Origin of the sequence: Pseudomonas putida (assembly GCF_004357765.1) — a bacterium.
Taxonomy (GTDB): Bacteria; Pseudomonadota; Gammaproteobacteria; order Pseudomonadales; family Pseudomonadaceae; genus Aquipseudomonas; species Aquipseudomonas putida_U.
The window spans coordinates 190,369-208,649 of sequence record NZ_SMTE01000010.1; the positions used below are offsets into that span (position 1 = coordinate 190,369).

At 64.3% G+C, this 18,281-nt stretch carries 16 protein-coding genes and 1 other RNA gene; 15 read left to right on the forward strand and 2 right to left on the reverse strand.

The annotated features are described in order from the left end of the window. Nucleotides 1-12: 12 nt before the first annotated feature. On the reverse strand, nucleotides 13-384 hold the full coding sequence (locus E2H86_RS16855) for a YraN family protein (RefSeq protein WP_133329831.1): 372 nt from the start codon (nucleotides 382-384) through the stop codon (nucleotides 13-15). After that, nucleotides 384-2,201, reverse strand: coding sequence for a penicillin-binding protein activator (locus tag E2H86_RS16860; RefSeq protein ID WP_133329833.1), 1,818 nt, complete (start codon nucleotides 2,199-2,201; stop codon nucleotides 384-386). The genes E2H86_RS16855 and E2H86_RS16860 overlap by 1 nt, the downstream gene beginning before the upstream one ends. A gap of 220 nt (nucleotides 2,202-2,421) precedes the next feature. On the opposite strand from E2H86_RS16860, the gene rsmI reads away from it, so the two are divergent. From rsmI to E2H86_RS16935, 15 genes are all read left to right on the forward strand, one after another. Beyond that, nucleotides 2,422-3,264, forward strand: coding sequence for a 16S rRNA (cytidine(1402)-2'-O)-methyltransferase (gene rsmI, locus E2H86_RS16865; protein WP_165976083.1), 843 nt, complete (start codon nucleotides 2,422-2,424; stop codon nucleotides 3,262-3,264). A gap of 55 nt (nucleotides 3,265-3,319) precedes the next feature. Next, an RNA gene (rnpB, locus tag E2H86_RS16870) (RNase P RNA component class A) lies at nucleotides 3,320-3,693 on the forward strand. A gap of 308 nt (nucleotides 3,694-4,001) precedes the next feature. Next, entirely contained in the window at nucleotides 4,002-4,457 is a 456-nt protein-coding gene (mraZ, locus tag E2H86_RS16875) for a division/cell wall cluster transcriptional repressor MraZ (protein WP_133329837.1), read from the forward strand. Continuing rightward, the gene (gene rsmH, locus E2H86_RS16880; protein WP_133329839.1) at nucleotides 4,454-5,401 is read left to right on the forward strand and encodes a 16S rRNA (cytosine(1402)-N(4))-methyltransferase RsmH; all 948 of its coding nucleotides are present in this window, start codon (nucleotides 4,454-4,456) and stop codon (nucleotides 5,399-5,401) included. Before mraZ ends, rsmH begins: the two co-directional genes overlap by 4 nt. Further along, a complete protein-coding gene (ftsL, locus tag E2H86_RS16885) occupies nucleotides 5,398-5,691 on the forward strand; it encodes a cell division protein FtsL (protein ID WP_133329841.1) in 294 nt (97 codons plus the stop codon). The genes rsmH and ftsL overlap by 4 nt, the downstream gene beginning before the upstream one ends. Then, nucleotides 5,691-7,439 (forward strand): peptidoglycan D,D-transpeptidase FtsI family protein, encoded by a 1,749-nt coding sequence (locus E2H86_RS16890; protein WP_165976084.1) that lies wholly within the window; start codon nucleotides 5,691-5,693, stop codon nucleotides 7,437-7,439. The genes ftsL and E2H86_RS16890 overlap by 1 nt, the downstream gene beginning before the upstream one ends. Beyond that, the gene (locus E2H86_RS16895) at nucleotides 7,439-8,926 is read left to right on the forward strand and encodes a UDP-N-acetylmuramoyl-L-alanyl-D-glutamate--2,6-diaminopimelate ligase (protein ID WP_133330020.1); all 1,488 of its coding nucleotides are present in this window, start codon (nucleotides 7,439-7,441) and stop codon (nucleotides 8,924-8,926) included. The genes E2H86_RS16890 and E2H86_RS16895 overlap by 1 nt, the downstream gene beginning before the upstream one ends. After that, complete coding sequence (locus E2H86_RS16900) at nucleotides 8,919-10,286, forward strand: UDP-N-acetylmuramoyl-tripeptide--D-alanyl-D-alanine ligase (protein ID WP_133329845.1); 1,368 nt, start codon at nucleotides 8,919-8,921, stop codon at nucleotides 10,284-10,286. Before E2H86_RS16895 ends, E2H86_RS16900 begins: the two co-directional genes overlap by 8 nt. Further along, nucleotides 10,286-11,368: a phospho-N-acetylmuramoyl-pentapeptide-transferase gene (gene mraY, locus E2H86_RS16905; protein WP_133329847.1), complete on the forward strand. Its 1,083-nt coding sequence runs from the start codon at nucleotides 10,286-10,288 to the stop codon at nucleotides 11,366-11,368. Before E2H86_RS16900 ends, mraY begins: the two co-directional genes overlap by 1 nt. Nucleotides 11,369-11,374: 6 nt before the next feature. After that, nucleotides 11,375-12,721, forward strand: coding sequence for a UDP-N-acetylmuramoyl-L-alanine--D-glutamate ligase (gene murD, locus E2H86_RS16910; protein WP_133329848.1), 1,347 nt, complete (start codon nucleotides 11,375-11,377; stop codon nucleotides 12,719-12,721). Then, nucleotides 12,718-13,932: a putative lipid II flippase FtsW gene (ftsW, locus tag E2H86_RS16915; protein WP_133329850.1), complete on the forward strand. Its 1,215-nt coding sequence runs from the start codon at nucleotides 12,718-12,720 to the stop codon at nucleotides 13,930-13,932. Before murD ends, ftsW begins: the two co-directional genes overlap by 4 nt. Beyond that, nucleotides 13,922-15,001 carry an undecaprenyldiphospho-muramoylpentapeptide beta-N-acetylglucosaminyltransferase gene (murG, locus tag E2H86_RS16920; protein ID WP_133329852.1) on the forward strand — a complete coding sequence of 360 codons (1,080 nt, stop codon included), beginning with the start codon at nucleotides 13,922-13,924 and terminating at the stop codon, nucleotides 14,999-15,001. The genes ftsW and murG overlap by 11 nt, the downstream gene beginning before the upstream one ends. Beyond that, a complete protein-coding gene (gene murC, locus E2H86_RS16925; RefSeq protein ID WP_133329854.1) occupies nucleotides 14,994-16,442 on the forward strand; it encodes a UDP-N-acetylmuramate--L-alanine ligase in 1,449 nt (482 codons plus the stop codon). Before murG ends, murC begins: the two co-directional genes overlap by 8 nt. After that, complete coding sequence (locus tag E2H86_RS16930) at nucleotides 16,439-17,395, forward strand: D-alanine--D-alanine ligase (RefSeq protein ID WP_133329856.1); 957 nt, start codon at nucleotides 16,439-16,441, stop codon at nucleotides 17,393-17,395. The genes murC and E2H86_RS16930 overlap by 4 nt, the downstream gene beginning before the upstream one ends. A gap of 5 nt (nucleotides 17,396-17,400) precedes the next feature. Next, a complete protein-coding gene (locus E2H86_RS16935; protein WP_133329858.1) occupies nucleotides 17,401-18,270 on the forward strand; it encodes a cell division protein FtsQ/DivIB in 870 nt (289 codons plus the stop codon). Nucleotides 18,271-18,281 lie beyond the last annotated feature (11 nt).

Here is an 18,281-nt window from a genome sequence, read left to right on the forward strand (position 1 = left end):
AACGGATTGGGTTCAGCATTCGAAGGCGTTCTTCAACCATTGCAGCGGTTGGCCTGCGTGGTGGCTGCCCTGCAGGGCGACAACGTCGAAGCGGCAGGGGTGTTCTGCCCAGCGGGGCTCCCTTTGTAGAAACAGGCTGGCGGCATGCACCAGCCTTTTCTGCTTGCGCCCGTCGATACTCCCGAGGGCGCCGCCGAAGCTCGCGTGTAGCCGATAGCGGACTTCGACGAATACTACTGTATCGGCGTCGAGCATGACCAGATCAAGCTCACCGCCTTTGCATCGCCAGTTGCGTGTCAGTAGGCGCAAGCCCTGCCCCTGGAGGAAGCCAAGGGCCTGGTTTTCTGCGCTGTTACCGGCGCTCGCAGGCGATGCCTGCGTCATCAGCGTGGAGTGTCCGGCAGGCGCTTGACTTGGCCGCCGGAGAATTCGGCCCATGGCAGCTGACGCTCGATGCGCTGTGCAGGGTTGATGCTCAGGCTGCCGGACAGGCCCTGGATGCGGTTGTCGGGCAGCGCCTTGAGCTGATCCAGACGGGGGGCCAGGCTGTAGGCATCGACGCCCATGGCGTACAGGCGACCCAGGCTACCGGCGGCTTGCGGCCACTGTTGCACCACCTGCTGGCGCAGGCTGTTGCTGGTGTCGAGCAGCCACGGCGTTTCGCAGAAGCGGATACCGTTCATGTCGTTGTACTGGTTGACGTCACCGCTGGCGCTGTACAGGTTCGAGGTGGCATAGACCGGTACGTCGCCGGCGTACTGGAAATTCAGGGTCGGTTTGATCTGCTGGGCCTGCTGCGGGGTGGCGGCGAGGAACAGGAAGTCGATGTCCTGGCGGCGCGATGGCTGTGCGGAAAGATTGCCGCCCACCGTGCTTTGCAGGCTCTTGGCGCGGGCTTCGCTCTGGCGCAGCTGGAACAGGTCGGCGATCTGCTGGGCCAGCGCTACCGGCTGTGCAATACGTTCGGCGGCGAGCAGGGTGCCGCCGTTGGCTTCCCAGTCCTGGCGGAATGCGGCGAGTACCCGATCGCCCCATTCGCCGCTCGGCACCATGGCCACGGCGCGGACCATGCCGTCGGCGTGGGCGCGGCGAGCCACTTCGCGGGCTTCGTCTTCGGCGGCCAGGCCGAACTGGAACAGTTGCGGCGGGGCCTTCTGGCCGGCGTCGGCATAGTTCAGGGCGAGGGTGGTGATCGGCAGTTGCGGGTAGGCGGCGATCTTCTTCACCAGCGACTTTTCCAGGGGGCCGACGACCAGTTGCACGCCAGCAGCCTGCGCTTGACGGTAGAAGTCATCCAGGGAACCGATGCGCGAGCTGTCGAAGACCTGCACGGCGGGGGCCGGCTGGCCGCTCTGCTGGGCTTGGAAGTGCGCGGCCATGAAGCCGTCACGCAAGGCACGGGCAACATTGGCCAGAGGGCCTTCCTGGGGCAGCAGCAGGGCGATCTTGGTCAGCGGCTGGCTGGCCAGTTCCTTGAGCTTGACCAGTGCCGAGGGCAATTGCTTGGCGGCAGGGTGGTCGGGGTGTTGGGTGCGCCAGGTATCGATGGCGGCCTGTTGCTGCTCCAGGGTGCCGGCGGTTTTCACCGCCAGTGCCAGGCTGGTCCAGCCGGCCAGGGTGGCGTCATTGGTGGGTTGTTGCAGTTGCTCGGCTGGCAGCGAGGCCACCAGGGCCCAGATAGAGTCGGCGTTGGCGTCGGCCGCCTGGCCGCTGAGCAGCGGTGCGAGCAGCACGCGCTGCTGGGCGGCGGCCAGGGTCTGGCCGTCGGCTTCGAGGGCGGCGGCGTGAACGTTGTAGGTGCGTGCCTGCTGTGCCTCGGGGAGTTCGGCGAGACGTGCCAGGCTTGGGTGCGACAGCGCGCTCAGTGCTGCCTTGGGCTGGTTGCGGCTCATGGCCAGTTCGGCCGCCAGGGTGCTGGCGAACACCTGTTGGGCCGGCTTGAGGCTGTCCAGCGGTACCTGCTGGAGAATACCTGCCGAGCGCGGGTAGTCCTTCTGCTTGTAGGCAAGGTCCGCGGCGCTCAGGCGCAGCAGCGCAGCATCCTCGGGCGACTTGCTGTTGGCCGCCTTGTCGAGCAGCTGTTCGATGCTGGCATCCGGGGTGCGTGGCAGTTCGCCCAGGCTGGATGAGGGCGAGCTGGCGCAGGCTGCGAGCAGGGCAGCGAAGCAGAGGGCTGTGAACAGCCGCAGGCAAGCGATCATGTAAAAGTCCTGTTACTCGATCAAGTTGGCCGGCAATTGTACCCAAGCCGGGGCCCGGGCGCGATCTTGGCGGCGTCGAACCTTCACTATAGGTGGCTGAAAACGGGATGCTCGCCAAGTTCTTTGCGCGCTGTGACAAGCGCTCGGGCTACAATGACGCCTTTGATCCGAAAGGCAGGTGCGTGCAGTGACTGATGTGGCAGGGGCTTCGAAATCCGTGATGGGGACGCTGTACGTGGTCGCGACCCCGATCGGCAATCTCGACGACATGAGCGCCCGCGCGCTGAAGGTGCTGGGAGGCGTGGCGTTGATCGCCGCCGAGGACACCCGGCACTCCATCCGTCTGCTGCAGCACTTCGGTATCGACACGCCACTGGCGGCCTGTCATGAGCACAACGAGCGCGACGAAGGCGGGCGTTTCATCACCAAGCTGCTGGCCGGAGAGGATGTGGCACTGGTCTCCGATGCCGGTACGCCGCTGATTTCCGATCCCGGTTACCACCTGGTGCGTCAGGCTCGGGCGGCCGGGGTCAACGTGGTTCCGGTGCCGGGAGCGTGCGCGCTGATCGCCGCCCTGTCGGCGGCCGGCCTGCCGTCGGATCGTTTCATCTTCGAAGGGTTTCTGCCAGCCAAGGCGGTCGGGCGTCGTGCTCGCCTGGAACAAGTCAAGGAAGAGGCGCGTACGCTCATTTTCTACGAGGCGCCCCATCGCATCCTCGAGTGCCTCGAGGACATGGAGGCGGTATTCGGCGGCGAGCGTCCGGCGCTACTGGCCCGTGAACTGACGAAGACCTTCGAGACGCTCAAAGGGCTGCCGCTGGCCGAGTTGCGCGCCTTCGTCGCGGGCGACAGTAATCAGCAGCGGGGAGAGTGCGTGGTGCTGGTCGGTGGCTGGACGCCGCCTGAGGCTGAGCAGGCCATCAGTGGCGAGGCCATGCGTGTGCTGGATCTGTTGCTGGCCGAGTTGCCACTCAAGCGCGCAGCTGCACTGGCCGCGGAAATCACCGGTGTGCGCAAGAACCTGCTGTACCAGGCGGCCCTGGAAAAACAGAAAAGCCAATGAAGGTGTAACGGTATCGCTTGTTCTTGGGCGTGCCTGCCGGTAACCTTGTCGGCGGAGAGTCGATCGGACAGTCGCTGCCTGCTTTTGTTCCGCAACTTTTGTTGTGTAGCAGCAGGGGGAGGAAAGTCCGGGCTCCATAGGGCAGAGTGCCAGGTAACGCCTGGGAGGCGCGAGCCTACGGAAAGTGCCACAGAAAATAACCGCCTAAGCACTTCGGTGCCGGTAAGGGTGAAAAGGTGCGGTAAGAGCGCACCGCACGTCTGGCAACAGTTCGTGGCTAGGTAAACCCCACTCGGAGCAAGACCAAATAGGGTTCCATCAGGCGTGGCCCGCGTCGGAACCGGGTAGGTTGCTAGAGGCGTCCAGTGATGGCCGTCGTAGAGGAATGACTGTCCTCGACAAAACCCGGCTTACAGATCGACTCTCCACCTTCCCCCTCCTGCTTGAATCGATAGCAGAAGCCTCCTGGTAATACCGAAAAGATCTTACTCTTGATAAATCACTTTAACTTTGAACTCGATCCGTTTGAGTGGGTTTGATTTTTCACGCTTTTTTCTTGTCCTGGCAATCCTTCTCCCTTCCTTTATTGCGCTAAATCTCGGTCCTGTAAGGGTTTTCCTTATGAACGTACCTTGACGGTGCAGCGGACGGATTCCTATAGTGTGCGCAAGTGGCAGAAAGTGGGATGAAGTGGGTTTTCTGGCACAAAAACGCTACCATTGTGAGGAATCGCAGCCGTGTTCCGCGGAGCCAACGCCGTCAGCCTCGATGCAAAGGGCCGTCTCGCCATGCCGAGCCGGTACCGCGACGAGCTCGATTCGCGTTGCAATGGCCAGCTGATCGTGACCATCGACGCAGTTGACCCCTGCTTATGTGTTTATCCCCTCGATGAATGGGAACAGATAGAAGCCAAGTTGCGAGCGTTGCCGTCGTTGCGTGAGGAAAACCGTCGCCTGCAGCGTTTGCTGATCGGCAATGCGGTGGACCTGGAGCTCGACGGCAGTGGCCGTTTCCTGGTACCGCCCCGTCTGCGCGAGTACGCCAAGCTCGACAAGAAGGCGATGCTGGTGGGGCAACTGAACAAATTCCAGCTGTGGGATGAGGAAGCCTGGAACGCGGTTTCGGCAGCCGACCTCGCAGCTATCCAACAACCGGGCGCGATGCCCGACGATTTGCGTGACCTGATCCTGTGACCATAGATAGCGGCTTCAACCACATCACCGTCCTGCTCGACGAAGCTGTCGAGGCATTGGCCCTGCGCGCCGACGGTTGCTATCTGGACGGCACCTTCGGACGTGGCGGGCACAGCCGGCTGATCCTCAGTAAACTCGGGCCGCAAGGGCGGCTGCTGGGGTTCGACAAAGATCCTCAAGCGATTGCCACCGGGCAAGCGCTGGCGGCCGAAGACGGCCGCTTTGTCATTGTGCAGCGCAGCTTTGCCGAGCTGGGTGACGAAGTCGCCGCGCGCGGCCTTAGTGGCAAGGTCAGCGGTGTGCTGCTCGACCTGGGTGTGTCCTCGCCACAGCTCGACGACCCCGAGCGTGGCTTCAGCTTCCTCAATGACGGCCCGCTGGACATGCGCATGAACCCGAATCAGGGCATCAGCGCCGCCGAGTTCATCGCCACGGCGCCGGTGGAGGAGATCGCCCGGGTGTTCAAGGAGTACGGCGAAGAACGCTTTGCCGGGCGCATGGCCCGGGCCGTCGTCGAACGCCGGGAAACCCAGCCTTTCACCCGTACCGCCGATCTGGCCGAAGTGCTCAAGGTCGCCAATCCGGCCTGGGAAAAGGGCAAGAACCCTGCCACCCGGGCGTTCCAAGGCTTGCGCATCCACGTCAACAACGAACTGGGCGACCTCGAGGCGGGTCTGGACGCCGCGCTCGAAGCACTGGAAGTGGGTGGCCGTCTGGTGGTCATCAGCTTCCACTCGCTTGAAGATCGCATCGTCAAGCTGTTCATGCGCAAGCTGGTCAAGGGCGAGGCCGATAATCTGCCGCGCAACCTGCCGGTCCAGCACAAGGCCTTCGAGCCGAAGATCCGCCTCATCGGCAAGGCGCAGTTCGCCTCCGACGCCGAGCTCAAGGCCAATCCGCGGGCGCGCAGCGCCGTCATGCGGGTGGCGGAGAAGCTTCGGTGAGCCGGCTGTTCGCCAAGCCTTTGCCGGGCGGGAGCTTCCTGATGCTCCTGCTGTTCGTCGCTGTCCTGATTTCGGCCATCGCGGTGTCCTATAGCGCGCATTGGAATCGCCAGTTGCTCAATACGCTGTACGGCGAGCTGAACGAGCGCGACAAGGCCCAGGCCGAGTGGGGGCGGCTGATTCTCGAGCAAAGTACCTGGACCGCCTCCAGTCGGATCGAGACCCTGGCCACCGAACAGTTGAAGATGCGGGTACCCGCTGCTGACGAAGTGCGGATGGTGGCGCCATGATGAAACTCGAGGGCGCACTCTACCCCTGGCGCTTCCGCGTAGTCCTCGGCCTGCTGGCGCTGATGGTCGGTGCTATCTGCTGGCGCATCATCGACCTGCAGGTGGTCGATCGCGACTTCCTGAAGGGCCAGGGCGATGCGCGCAGTTTGCGGCACATTGCCATTCCTGCACATCGTGGCTTGATCACCGACCGCAATGGCGAGCCGTTGGCGGTGAGTACCCCAGTCACCACCCTGTGGGCCAACCCCAAGGAGATGCAGGCATCGAAGGAGCGCTGGCCGCAACTGGCCGCCGCACTTGGGCAGAATCCCCAGCAATTGGCCGATCGCCTGACCCAACAGGCGAACAAGGAATTCATCTACCTGGTCCGTGGCCTGACCCCGGAGCAGGGCCAGCATGTGCTCGATCTGAAAGTGCCCGGTGTCTATGGTCTTGAAGAGTTTCGCCGCTTCTATCCTGCCGGCGATGTCACGGCGCACATGGTCGGCTTCACCGACCTGGACGACCACGGTCGCGAAGGGGTGGAGCTGGCCTATGACGAATGGCTCGCCGGGGTGCCTGGCAAGCGCCAGGTCATCAAGGACCGGCGCGGTCGGCTGATCAAGGACATCCAGGTAACCAAGAACGCCAAGGCCGGGAAGACCTTGGCGTTGTCGATAGACCTGCGCCTGCAATACCTGGCTACCCGCGAACTGCGCAACGCCATCGCCGAGCAGGATGCCAAGGCTGGCAGCCTGGTGATCATGGACGTCAAGACTGGCGAAGTGCTGGCCATGGTCAACCAGCCGACCTACAACCCGAACAACCGCCGTAGCATGTTCCCCTCGGCGATGCGCAACCGCGCCATCATCGACGTGTTCGAGCCCGGCTCGACGGTCAAGCCGATTTCCATGAGCGCTGCCTTGGAAAGCGGCCGCTGGAAGCCCACCGACAAGGTCGAAGTCTATCCGGGCAGCCTGCAGATCGGTCGCTATACCATCAGGGACGTCTCCCGCAGCGAGGGGCCGATCCTCGACCTGACCGGCATTCTGATCAACTCCAGTAACGTCGGCATGAGCAAGGTGGCCTTCGATATCGGCGGCGAGGCGATCTATCGGGTCATGTCGCAGCTGGGGCTGGGTCAATACACCGGCCTGGGCTTCCCTGGCGAGCGCGTGGGCAACCTGCCCAACCACCGTGAGTGGCGCAAAGCCGAGACGGCCACTTTGTCCTATGGCTATGGCGTGTCGGTCACCGCCCTGCAACTGGTGCATGCCTACGCAGCGCTGGCCAACGACGGCAAAATGGTGCCGCTGTCGATCCTCAAGGTCGACAAGACGCCGGAGGCGGTGCAGGCGATTCCCAAGGATACCGCCAAGACCATCCAGGGCATGCTGCAGCAAGTGATCGAGGCGCCTCGTGGTGTGTATCGCGCCCAGGTGCCGTTCTACCACGTGGCCGGCAAGTCGGGTACGGCGCGTAAAGCCACCGTGGGGTCCAAGGGTTACACCGAGAATGCCTACCGCTCGCTGTTTGCCGGCTTCGGCCCAATGAGCGATCCGCGCTACGCGATCGTCGTGGTGATCGACGAGCCGAGAAAAGGCGGTTACTTCGGCGGTCTGGTATCGGCACCGGTATTCAGCAAGGTCATGTCGGGCACCCTGCGCCTGATGAACGTGGCTCCCGACAACCTGCCGCCGCCGAGCGAGCAGCAGCAGGTCAACGCGGCGCCAGCCAGTACGGTACCCGCCAAGGGAGGGCGTGGATGATGACGATGCCATTGAGCAAGCTGTTCGCCCACGCCAGCCGCGACCCGTTGATCCGTGAGCTCACCCTCGACAGCCGCCAGGTGCGTCCGGGGGATCTGTTCCTGGCCGTGCCGGGGGCCAAGGTCGACGGCCGCGAGCATATTGCCGACGCGTTGGCGCGGGGGGCTGCCGCTGTGGCCTATGAAGAGCACGGTGCCACTGTGCTGCCACTGACCGATGTGCCGCTGATTCCGGTCAAAGGTCTGGTCGCGCAACTGTCGGATATCGCCGGTCGTTTCTATGGCGAGCCCAGCCGCCAACTCGACCTGGTCGGAGTCACCGGCACCAATGGCAAGACCAGCGTGACCCAGTTGGTGGCGCAGGCGCTCGACGCCCTGGGCAAGCCTTGCGGGCTGATCGGCACCCTGGGCACGGGTTTCTATGGCGAGCTGCAAAGCGGACGCCTGACCACGCCGGATCCGATCACCGTGCAGTCGACCCTGAACGACCTGAAAAAGGCCGGTGCCAAGGCTGTGGCGATGGAGGTCTCTTCCCATGCCCTGGAGCAGGGTCGTGTCGCGGCGCTGGCGTTCGACATCGCGGTGATGACCAACCTGTCACGTGACCACCTCGATTACCATGGCAGCATGCAGGCCTATGAGGCGGCCAAGGCGAAGTTGTTCGCGTGGCCGAACCTGCGCTGTCAGGTGGTGAACCTGGACGACGATTTCGGCCGCCGACTGGCCGCCGATTTCGCCCGCCGTCCAAGTGTCGAACACGTCGAGACGCGCCTGCTCAGCTACAGCCTGGACGACCCTGAGGCCTCGCTGTACTGCCGCCAAGCGCAGTTTAGCGACGATGGCGTACGCGCGACACTGGTCACCGCCCAAGGCGAGCGGACCCTGCGCAGCCAGCTGTTGGGCCGCTTCAATCTGAGCAACATGCTCGCTGCAGTCGCCACGCTGTTGGCGCTGGAATATCCGCTGGACGAGATCCTCAAGGTCACCCCGCAACTGCAGGGCCCTGTGGGCCGCATGCAGCGCCTGGGTGGCGGTGACAAACCTCTGGTGGTGGTCGACTACGCGCACACCCCCGATGCCCTCGAGAAGGTGCTCGAAGCGCTGCGCCCGCACGCCCACGGCCGCTTGTTGTGCCTGTTCGGCTGTGGCGGCGACCGTGACTGTGGCAAGCGTCCCCTGATGGCCGAGGTGTCCGAGCGCCTGGCCGACCGCGTGCTGGTCACCGACGACAATCCGCGCACCGAAGACCCGCTGGGCATCTTCGACGACATCCGCCCAGGCTTCGCCAAGCCGGAGAACGTCGAATTCGTCGCAGGTCGTGGCGAAGCCATTGCCCACCTGATCGCCACTGCGGCGGCGGACGACGTCATCGTCCTGGCCGGCAAAGGGCATGAGGACTACCAGGAGATCCATGGCCAGCGCCATGCCTTCTCCGATCTGATCGAAGCCGAAAAGGCACTTGCAGCCTGGGAGGCTCCCCATGCTTGAACCCATGATTCTCAGTCAATTGACCGGCGTGTTGAAGGCGCGTCTGGTGGGCAGCGACGCCCGCTTCACCGGCGTCAGTATCGACAGCCGCAGCGTTGGCGCCGGACAACTGTTCGTTGCCCTGGCCGGCCCGCGTTTCGACGGCCACGACTACCTGGCCGATGTGCAGGCCAAGGGTGCCGTGGCGGCACTGGTCGAGCGTGAAATCAGCGGCGTCTCCCTGCCACAGCTGGTGGTCGCCGACAGCCGCCTGGCCCTGGGCCAGCTCGGTGCGCTGAACCGTGCGCGGTTCGACAAGCCGGTGGTGGCCATCACCGGCTCCAGCGGAAAGACCACGGTCAAGGAAATGCTCGCCTGTATCCTGCGTACCCGCGGTCCGGTACACGCCACCCGGGGCAACCTGAACAACGACCTCGGTGCGCCGCTGACCCTGCTGGAAATCGCTCCGGAGCACAGTGCAGCGGTGATCGAGTTGGGCGCCTCGCGCATTGGCGAGATTCGCTATACGGTGGGCCTGACCCAGCCGCAGGTGGTCGTCATCAACAATGCCGGAACTGCCCACGTCGGTGAGTTCGGCGGCCCCGAGAAAATCGTCGAGGCCAAGGGTGAAATCCTCGAAGGCCTGAGCGACGGTGGTACGGCCATCCTCAACCTGGCCGACAAAGCCTTCGATATCTGGCGCAAGCGTGCCGGCGGCCATCGTGTGCTGAGCTTCGCCCTGGACAACCCACAAGCCGATTTCCATGCCAGCGATATCGGCCGTGATGCCCGTGGCTGCCCCTCGTTCACCCTGCATGGGCCCGATGGCAGTGTCGCCGTGCAGTTGAACCTGCTCGGCACCCACAACGTCAGCAATGCCCTGGCCGCTGCCGCCGCCGCGCATGCCATTGGTCTGACTCTCAACGGCATCGCCGCAGGCCTGAGCGCCGTGCAGCCGGTCAAGGGCCGGAGCGTGGCGCAGATCGCGCCGAACGGCGTACGGGTGATCGACGACAGCTACAACGCAAATCCCACCTCGATGTGCGCGGCCATTGATATACTCGCCGGCTTTTCCGGGCGCACCGTTCTGGTGCTCGGCGATATCGGCGAGCTCGGACAATGGGCCGAAGAGGGTCATCGGCAGGTGGGCGACTATGCCCGTGGCAAGGTCGATGCTCTGTATGCGGTCGGTACCAACATGATTCACGCGGTCCAGGCGTTCGGCGCCAATGGGCGCCATTTCGCTACTCAAGCTGAACTGATCGACGCCGTTCTGGCCGAGACTGCCAGCGAAACCACAATCTTGATCAAGGGCTCGCGCAGCGCTGCGATGGAAAACGTCGTGGCCGCACTGTGCGGTGCCAGCGGGGAGAAACATTAATGCTGCTGCTGTTGGCCGAGTATCTGCAACAGTTCCATAAAGGCTTCGCGGTCTTTCAGTACCTGTCCCTGCGCGGCATCCTGGGTGTACTGACGGCGTTGTCCCTGGCGCTGTGGCTGGGGCCGTGGATGATTCGCACCCTGCAGATCCGCCAGATCGGTCAGGCCGTTCGTAACGACGGCCCGCAATCGCACCTGTCCAAGTCCGGCACCCCGACCATGGGTGGCGCGCTGATCCTGTCCGCCATCGCCATCAGCACCTTGCTGTGGGCCGACCTGACCAACCGCTACGTATGGGTCGTGCTGATCGTCACCCTGTTGTTCGGGGCCATCGGCTGGGTCGACGACTACCGCAAGGTGATCGAAAAGAACTCGCGTGGCTTGCCGAGCCGCTGGAAGTACTTCTGGCAGTCGGTGTTCGGTCTGGGCGCTGCCGTGTTCCTGTACATGACCGCGCCAACCAGCGTCGAAACCACGTTGATCGTACCGTTTCTCAAGGACGTCACCATTCCGCTGGGTATCGGCTTCGTGGTGCTGACCTATTTCGTCATCGTCGGCTCGAGCAACGCGGTCAACCTGACCGATGGCCTCGACGGCCTGGCGATCATGCCGACGGTGATGGTGGGTGGTGCCCTGGGCATCTTCTGCTACCTGTCGGGCAACGTGAAATTCGCCGAGTACCTATTGATCCCGTACGTACCGGGCTCGGGTGAGCTGATCGTGTTCTGCGGCGCGCTGATCGGCGCCGGCCTGGGCTTCCTGTGGTTCAACACCTATCCGGCCCAGGTGTTCATGGGCGACGTCGGCGCCCTGGCCCTCGGCGCCGCGCTGGGCACCATCGCCGTGATCGTGCGCCAGGAAATCGTGCTGTTCATCATGGGCGGGGTATTCGTCATGGAAACCCTGTCGGTGGTGATCCAGGTGGCCTCGTTCAAGCTCACCGGCAAGCGCGTTTTCCGCATGGCGCCGATCCATCACCATTTTGAACTCAAGGGCTGGCCTGAGCCGCGGGTGATCGTCCGATTCTGGATCATCACCGTGATTCTGGTGCTGGTCGGCCTTGCAACCCTGAAACTGAGGTAGACGAGCGTGTCACTGATCGCTTCCGACCAATTCCGCATCGTTGTCGGCCTCGGCAAGAGCGGCATGTCCTTGGTTCGCTTCCTGGCGAACCGGGGCATTGCCTTTGCGGTCGCCGACACCCGCGAGCAACCGCCGGAACTGGAAACCCTGCGCCGTGATTACCCGCAGGTGGAAGTACGCTGTGGCGAACTGGATGTCGACTTCCTGTGCCGCGCCAACGAGCTCTACGTGAGCCCCGGCCTGGCCCTGGCCACCCCGGCGCTGCAACAGGCGGCTGCCCGCGGCGTGGTGCTGTCGGGCGATATCGAGTTGTTCGCCCGGCATGCCAAGGCGCCGATCGTCGCGATCAGCGGCTCCAACGCGAAAAGCACCGTGACCACCCTGGTCGGCGAGATGGCCGCCAAGGCCGGCAAGCGCGTCGCCGTTGGCGGCAATCTCGGCACGCCGGCCCTGGACCTGCTCGATGACGACGTCGAACTGTATGTCCTGGAGCTGTCGAGCTTCCAGCTGGAAACCACCGATCAGCTCAACGCCGAAGTGGCCACCGTGCTGAACATCAGCGAGGACCACATGGACCGCTACAGTGGCCTGCCGGCCTATCACCTGGCCAAGCACCGGATCTTCCGCGGCGCGCGGCAGGTGGTGGTCAACCGCCAGGACGCACTGAGCCGGCCACTGCCGGTCGAGGGTCGCCCTTGCTGGACCTTCGGTCTCAACCAGCCCGACTTCAAGGCGTTCGGCCTGCGTGAGGTCGATGGCGAGAAATACCTGGCCTACGAGTTCAGCAACCTGATGCCGGTTCGCGAGCTCAAGGTCCGTGGCGCGCACAACCACAGCAATGCCCTGGCCGCACTGGCCCTGGGGCATGCCGTCGGGCTGCCGTTTGAGCCGATGCTGCAGGCCCTGCGCGAATTTGCCGGCCTTGCTCACCGCTGTCAGTGGGTGCGTGAGCGCGACGGGGTCAACTGGTACGACGACTCCAAGGCCACCAACGTCGGTGCGGCGCTGGCCGCCATCGAAGGCCTGGGTGCGGATATCGAAGGCAAGCTGGTGCTGATCGCCGGTGGCGATGGCAAGGGCGCCGACTTCGCTGCCCTGCGTGAACCGGTCAGGCGTTTCTGCCGCGCCGTGGTGCTGCTCGGTCGCGATGCCGAGCGCTTGGCTGATGCCTTGGGTGACGATGTGCCACTGGTGCGGGTCAAGACCCTCGATGAGGCCGTGCACAAATGCGCCGAACTGGCCCAACAGGGCGATGCCGTGCTGCTGTCGCCAGCCTGTGCCAGTCTCGACATGTTCAAGAACTTCGAAGAGCGTGGGCGCCTGTTCGCCCAGGCGGCGGAGGGGTTGGCATGATCTTCGGCATTCTCAAGCCTTACCCGTCGCCGCTGATCAGCGGCCGTGGCGTCGACCTGGACTTCGCCTTCCTGGCCGGATGCTTGGCGCTGCTCGGCCTGGGCCTGGTGATGATCACCTCGGCGTCTTCGGAAGTGGCCGCCCTGCAATCGGGCAATCCGCTGTACCACATGTTCCGCCACCTGGTGTACGTCGCCCTGGGCGTGGTCGCCTGTGGCGCGACCATGATGGTGCCGATCGCCACTTGGCAACGCATGGGCTTCATGATGCTGATCGGCGCCTTCGGCCTGCTGGTGCTGGTGCTGGTGCCGGGGATCGGGCGCGAGGTCAACGGCTCGATGCGCTGGATCGGTTTCAGTTTCTTCAACGTCCAGCCTTCGGAAATCGCCAAGGTGTTCGTGGTGATCTATCTCGCCGGCTATCTGGTGCGCCGGCAGACCGAGGTGCGCGAGAGCTGGATGGGCTTCTTCAAGCCGTTCATCGTGCTGCTGCCGATGGCCGGCCTGCTGCTGATGGAGCCGGACTTCGGCGCCACCGTGGTGATGATGGGCGCAGCCGCGGCCATGCTGTTCCTCGGCGGGGTGGGGCTGTTCCGCTTCAGCCTGATGGTGGTGCTGGCGGTGGTGGCGGTGTTCATTCTGGTCCAGGCGCAGCCGTACCGGATGGCGCGTCTGATCACCTTCACCGACCCCTGGTCCGACCAGTTCGGCTCCGGCTACCAGTTGACCCAGGCGCTGATCGCCTTCGGTCGTGGCGAGTGGCTCGGGGTGGGCCTGGGCAACAGCGTGCAGAAGCAGTTCTATCTGCCCGAGGCGCACACCGACTTCGTGTTCTCGGTGCTGGCCGAGGAGCTGGGCGTGGTCGGCTCGCTGGTGACCATCGCGCTGTTCGTTTTCGTCACCGTGCGCGCACTGTACATCGGGCTGTGGGCCGAGAAGGCCAAGCAATTCTTCGCCGCCTACATGGCCTTCGGCCTGGCCTTCCTGTGGATCGGCCAGTTCCTGATCAACATCGGGGTGAACGTCGGCCTGCTGCCGACCAAGGGCCTGACTTTGCCGTTCCTCAGCTATGGCGGCAGTTCGCTGGTGATCTGCTGCGCCTGCGTGGGCTTGTTGTTGCGCATCGAATGGGAGAGCCGTACGCACCTGGGCAGCGAGGAGCACGAGTTCGACGAGAGCGATTTTGCCGAGGAGACCAGTCATGGCCGCTGATGGCAAAAACGTACTGATCATGGCCGGTGGCACCGGTGGACACGTGTTCCCGGCCCTGGCTTGCGCCCGCGAGTTCCAGTCCCGGGGTTACGCCGTGCATTGGTTGGGCACCCCGCGGGGTATCGAGAACGAGCTGGTGCCTCAGGCAGGCTTGCCATTGCACCTGATCCAGGTCAGCGGCCTGCGTGGCAAGGGCAAGCTGTCGTTGCTCAAGGCACCTTTCACCCTGGTCAAAGCGGTGCTGCAGGCGCGGCGCATCATCCGTGAGCTCAAGCCGGTCTGCGTACTGGGCTTCGGCGGTTATGTCACCGGCCCCGGCGGTGTCGCCGCGCGCCTGTGTGGTGTGCCGCTGGTCATCCATGAGCAGAACGCCCGCGCGGGTACTGCCAACCGTTTGCTGGTGCCATTGTCGGCGCGTGTCTGCGAAGCCTTCCCCGGCACCTTCCAGGGCACCGACAAGCTGCGTACCACCGGCAATCCGGTGCGCGCGGAACTGTTCCTCGAGACGCCCCGAGAGTCCCTTGGTCAACGGCCTGCGCGACTGCTGGTACTCGGTGGCAGCCTTGGCGCGGAACCATTGAATAAATTGTTGCCTAAGGCCCTGTCCGAAGTGCCGGAAAGCTTGCGACCGATGGTCTTCCATCAGGCCGGCAAGCAGCACGCGGCGGTCACTGCCGAGCGTTATCGCGAGGCGGGGGTCGAGGCTCAGGTCGAGCCATTCATCACGGACATGGCGCAGGCCTATGCCTGGGCCGACATGGTGGTCTGCCGGGCCGGTGCGCTGACCGTCAGCGAACTGGCGGCGGCAGGCCTGCCCTCGATGCTGGTGCCCTTGCCCCACGCGATCGACGATCACCAGACCCACAATGCCCAATACCTGGCTCGGGAGGGCGCCGCCTTCCTGATGCCACAAGCTACGACTGGCGCAGCGCAGCTCGCTGAACGCCTGAACGAGGTGCTGATGCAACCCGAGAAACTCCACACCATGGCCGGCACCGCACGGCGCCTGGCCAAACCTGCAGCAACCAGCACCGTGGTCGACATCTGCCTGGAGGTGGCCCATGGTTGAAAGCCAGAAAGCCATGCCTCAACCGAAGATGGGCCGTATCCGTCGTATCCACTTCGTCGGTATCGGCGGCGTGGGCATGTGCGGTATTGCCGAAGTACTGCTGAACCTGGGTTATGAAGTGTCCGGCTCCGACCTCAAGGTGTCGCCGGTCACCGAGCGCCTGGAGTCGTTCGGTGCCGAGATCTTCGTCGGCCATCGCGCCGAGAATGCCGCCAATGCCGATGTGCTGGTGGTTTCCAGCGCGATCAACCCGGCCAACCCGGAAGTGGCCACAGCACTTGAACGTCGGATCCCGGTCGTGCCGCGTGCCGAGATGCTCGCCGAGCTGATGCGCTATCGCCACGGCGTGGCCGTGGCTGGTACCCACGGCAAGACCACCACCACCAGCCTGCTGGCCTCGGTATTCGCCGCCGGTGGCCTGGACCCGACCTTCGTCATCGGTGGCCGCCTGACCGCTGCCGGCACCAACGCCCAGCTCGGCACCAGCCGCTACCTGATCGCCGAAGCCGACGAGAGCGACGCCAGCTTCCTGCACTTGCAGCCCATGGTCGCCGTGGTCACCAACATCGACGCCGACCACATGGCCACCTACGAAGGTGACTTCAACAAGCTGAAGAAGACCTTCGTCGAGTTCCTGCACAACCTGCCGTTCTACGGCCTGGCGGTGATGTGTCTGGACGACCCGGTGGTGCGCGAGATCCTGCCCCAGGTCAAGCGTCCGACCGTCACCTACGGTTTCAGCGAAGAGGCCGATGTGCGCGCCATCAACGTGCGCCAGCAGGGCATGCAGACCCATTTCACCGTGCTGCGCCGCGACTGCGAGCCGCTCGAGGTGTCGGTGAACATGCCGGGCAACCACAACGTGCTCAATGCCTTGGCCACCATCGCCATCGCCACTGACGAAGGCATCAGCGACGAGGCCATCGTCCAGGGCCTGTCCGGCTTCCAGGGCGTGGGCCGACGCTTCCAGGTCTACGGCGAACTGCCGGTCGAAGGTGGCAGCGTGATGCTGGTCGACGACTACGGCCACCACCCGACCGAGGTCGCCGCGGTGATCAAGGCCGTGCGTGGCGGCTGGCCGAGCCGGCGCCTGGTGATCGTCTACCAGCCGCACCGCTACAGCCGCACCCGCGACCTGTACGACGATTTCGTCCAGGTGCTGGGCGATGCCAACGTGCTGCTGCTGATGGAGGTCTACCCGGCCGGCGAGGAGCCGATCCCCGGCGCCGACAGCCGTCAGCTGTGCCACAGCATCCGCCAGCGCGGCAAGCTGGACCCGATCTACATCGAACGTGGCGCCGAGCTGGCGCCACTGGTCAAGCCGCTGCTGCGTGCCGGCGACATCCTGCTGTGCCAGGGTGCCGGTGATGTCGGCGGCCTGGCCCCGCAACTGATGAAAAGCCCGCTGTTCGCTGGCGCCAAGCAGGAGAAGTCGAAATGACCAGCGCCTACGACAAGCTGCACACGACCCTGGATGCCAAGGCGTTCGGCCGCGTCGCCGTGCTCTACGGTGGCAAGAGTGCCGAGCGTGAAGTCTCGCTGAAGTCCGGGGCCGCCGTGATCGCGGCACTCACCGACGCCGGTGTCGACGTGGTCGCCATCGACGTCGGCGACGACCTGCTCGTGCGCCTGCAGAACGAGCGCATCGACCGTGCCTTCATCATCCTTCACGGCCGTGGCGGTGAAGATGGCAGCATGCAAGGCCTGCTCGAATGCCTGGGGATTCCCTACACCGGCAGCGGCATCCTCGCCTCGGCCCTGGCCATGGACAAGTTGCGCACCAAGCAGGTGTGGCAGAGCCTGGGCATTCCGACCCCGCGTCATGCAGTGCTGGCCAGCGAGCACGATTGCGTTGCAGCCGGCACGGAACTGGGCTTCCCGTTGATCGTCAAACCTGCCCATGAAGGTTCCAGCATCGGCATGGCCAAGGTGAACAGCGTGGAAGAGCTGGTCGCTGCCTGGCGGGATGCCGCCCGTTACGACTCGCAAGTCCTGGTCGAGCAATGGATTCACGGCCCGGAGTTCACCATCGCGGTACTGCGTGGCCAAGTGTTGCCGCCGATCGCCCTGGGCACCCCACACGTGTTCTACGACTACGACGCCAAGTACATCGCCAATGACACTCAGTACCGCATTCCCTGCGGACTGGACAGTGCCAAGGAGCAAGAGCTCATCGACCTGACCGCGCGCGCCTGCGATGCCATCGGCATCGAGGGCTGGGGCCGGTTGGACGTGATGCAGGACGAGCAGGGCCGGTTCTGGCTGCTCGAAGTCAATACCGCACCTGGCATGACCGATCATAGCCTGGTGCCCATGGCGGCCCGCGCGGCCGGCTTGGACTTCCAGCAACTGGTGCTGGCGATCCTGGCCGACAGCGTCGAGACGCGAGGTTAACAGCCATGCAAGGCGCGATGTTACGTCATCAGCAACCTGCCACCGGCCGCAGCAAGCCGGTGCCTCGTGGCGCCAGCCGATTGGTGGCCGATGAGCCGATGTCGTCGCGCCTGCCCAAGCCAAGCCTGGGTGGCCTCAAGCGTTTGCTATGGCCGGTGTTGCTGGTCGCCGCAGGCTTCGGTGCCTACGAAGGCGCCATCCGCCTGATGCCATACGCCGACCGCCCGATCACCAAGATCGCCGTCCAGGGCGACCTCAGCTACATCAGCCAGCAGGCGGTGCAGCAGCGAATCGCGCCGTACGTCGCAGCCAGCTTCTTCAGCGTCGACCTCACTGCCATGCGTACCGAGCTGGAACAGATGCCCTGGATCGCCCACGCCGAAGTGCGCCGGGTATGGCCGGACGAAGTGGTGGTGCGTCTGGAAGAGCAGCTGCCGGTGGCGCGCTGGGGCGACGAAGCCTTGCTCAACAACCAGGGCCAGGCGTTCACCCCGCGCGAGCTGGCCAACTACGAGCATCTGCCGCAACTGTTCGGCCCGCAGCGTGCTCAGCAGCAAGTCATGCAGCAGTATCAGGTATTGAGCCAGATGCTGCGCCCCTTGGGCTTTTCCATCGCTCGCCTGGAGCTGCGCGAGCGAGGCAGCTGGTTCCTGACCACCGGTGCTGGCAGCGCCGGGCCGGGCATCGAGTTGCTGCTGGGGCGCGACCATCTGGTGGAGAAATTGCGCCGTTTCATTGCCATTTACGACAAGACGCTCAAAGAGCAGATCACCAACATCGCCCGCATTGATCTGCGATACGCCAACGGACTTGCCGTTGGTTGGCGGGAACCGATTGCACCGACGACGGCCCAACCCGCCGTTGCGAAGAATTAGAGAGAGGCAGG

Coding starts and splice junctions, on each gene's coding strand:
- E2H86_RS16935 (WP_133329858.1), top strand. CDS start 17,401: ATGCAAGGCGCGATGTTACGTCATCAGCAACCTGCCACCGGCCGCAGC.
- E2H86_RS16900 (WP_133329845.1), top strand. CDS start 8,919: ATGCTTGAACCCATGATTCTCAGTCAATTGACCGGCGTGTTGAAGGCG.
- murC (WP_133329854.1), top strand. CDS start 14,994: ATGGTTGAAAGCCAGAAAGCCATGCCTCAACCGAAGATGGGCCGTATC.
- E2H86_RS16855 (WP_133329831.1), bottom strand. CDS start 384: ATGACGCAGGCATCGCCTGCGAGCGCCGGTAACAGCGCAGAAAACCAG.
- E2H86_RS16890 (WP_165976084.1), top strand. CDS start 5,691: ATGAAACTCGAGGGCGCACTCTACCCCTGGCGCTTCCGCGTAGTCCTC.
- E2H86_RS16860 (WP_133329833.1), bottom strand. CDS start 2,201: ATGATCGCTTGCCTGCGGCTGTTCACAGCCCTCTGCTTCGCTGCCCTG.
- rsmI (WP_165976083.1), top strand. CDS start 2,422: ATGGGGACGCTGTACGTGGTCGCGACCCCGATCGGCAATCTCGACGAC.
- E2H86_RS16930 (WP_133329856.1), top strand. CDS start 16,439: ATGACCAGCGCCTACGACAAGCTGCACACGACCCTGGATGCCAAGGCG.
- mraY (WP_133329847.1), top strand. CDS start 10,286: ATGCTGCTGCTGTTGGCCGAGTATCTGCAACAGTTCCATAAAGGCTTC.
- murG (WP_133329852.1), top strand. CDS start 13,922: ATGGCCGCTGATGGCAAAAACGTACTGATCATGGCCGGTGGCACCGGT.
- E2H86_RS16895 (WP_133330020.1), top strand. CDS start 7,439: ATGACGATGCCATTGAGCAAGCTGTTCGCCCACGCCAGCCGCGACCCG.
- ftsW (WP_133329850.1), top strand. CDS start 12,718: ATGATCTTCGGCATTCTCAAGCCTTACCCGTCGCCGCTGATCAGCGGC.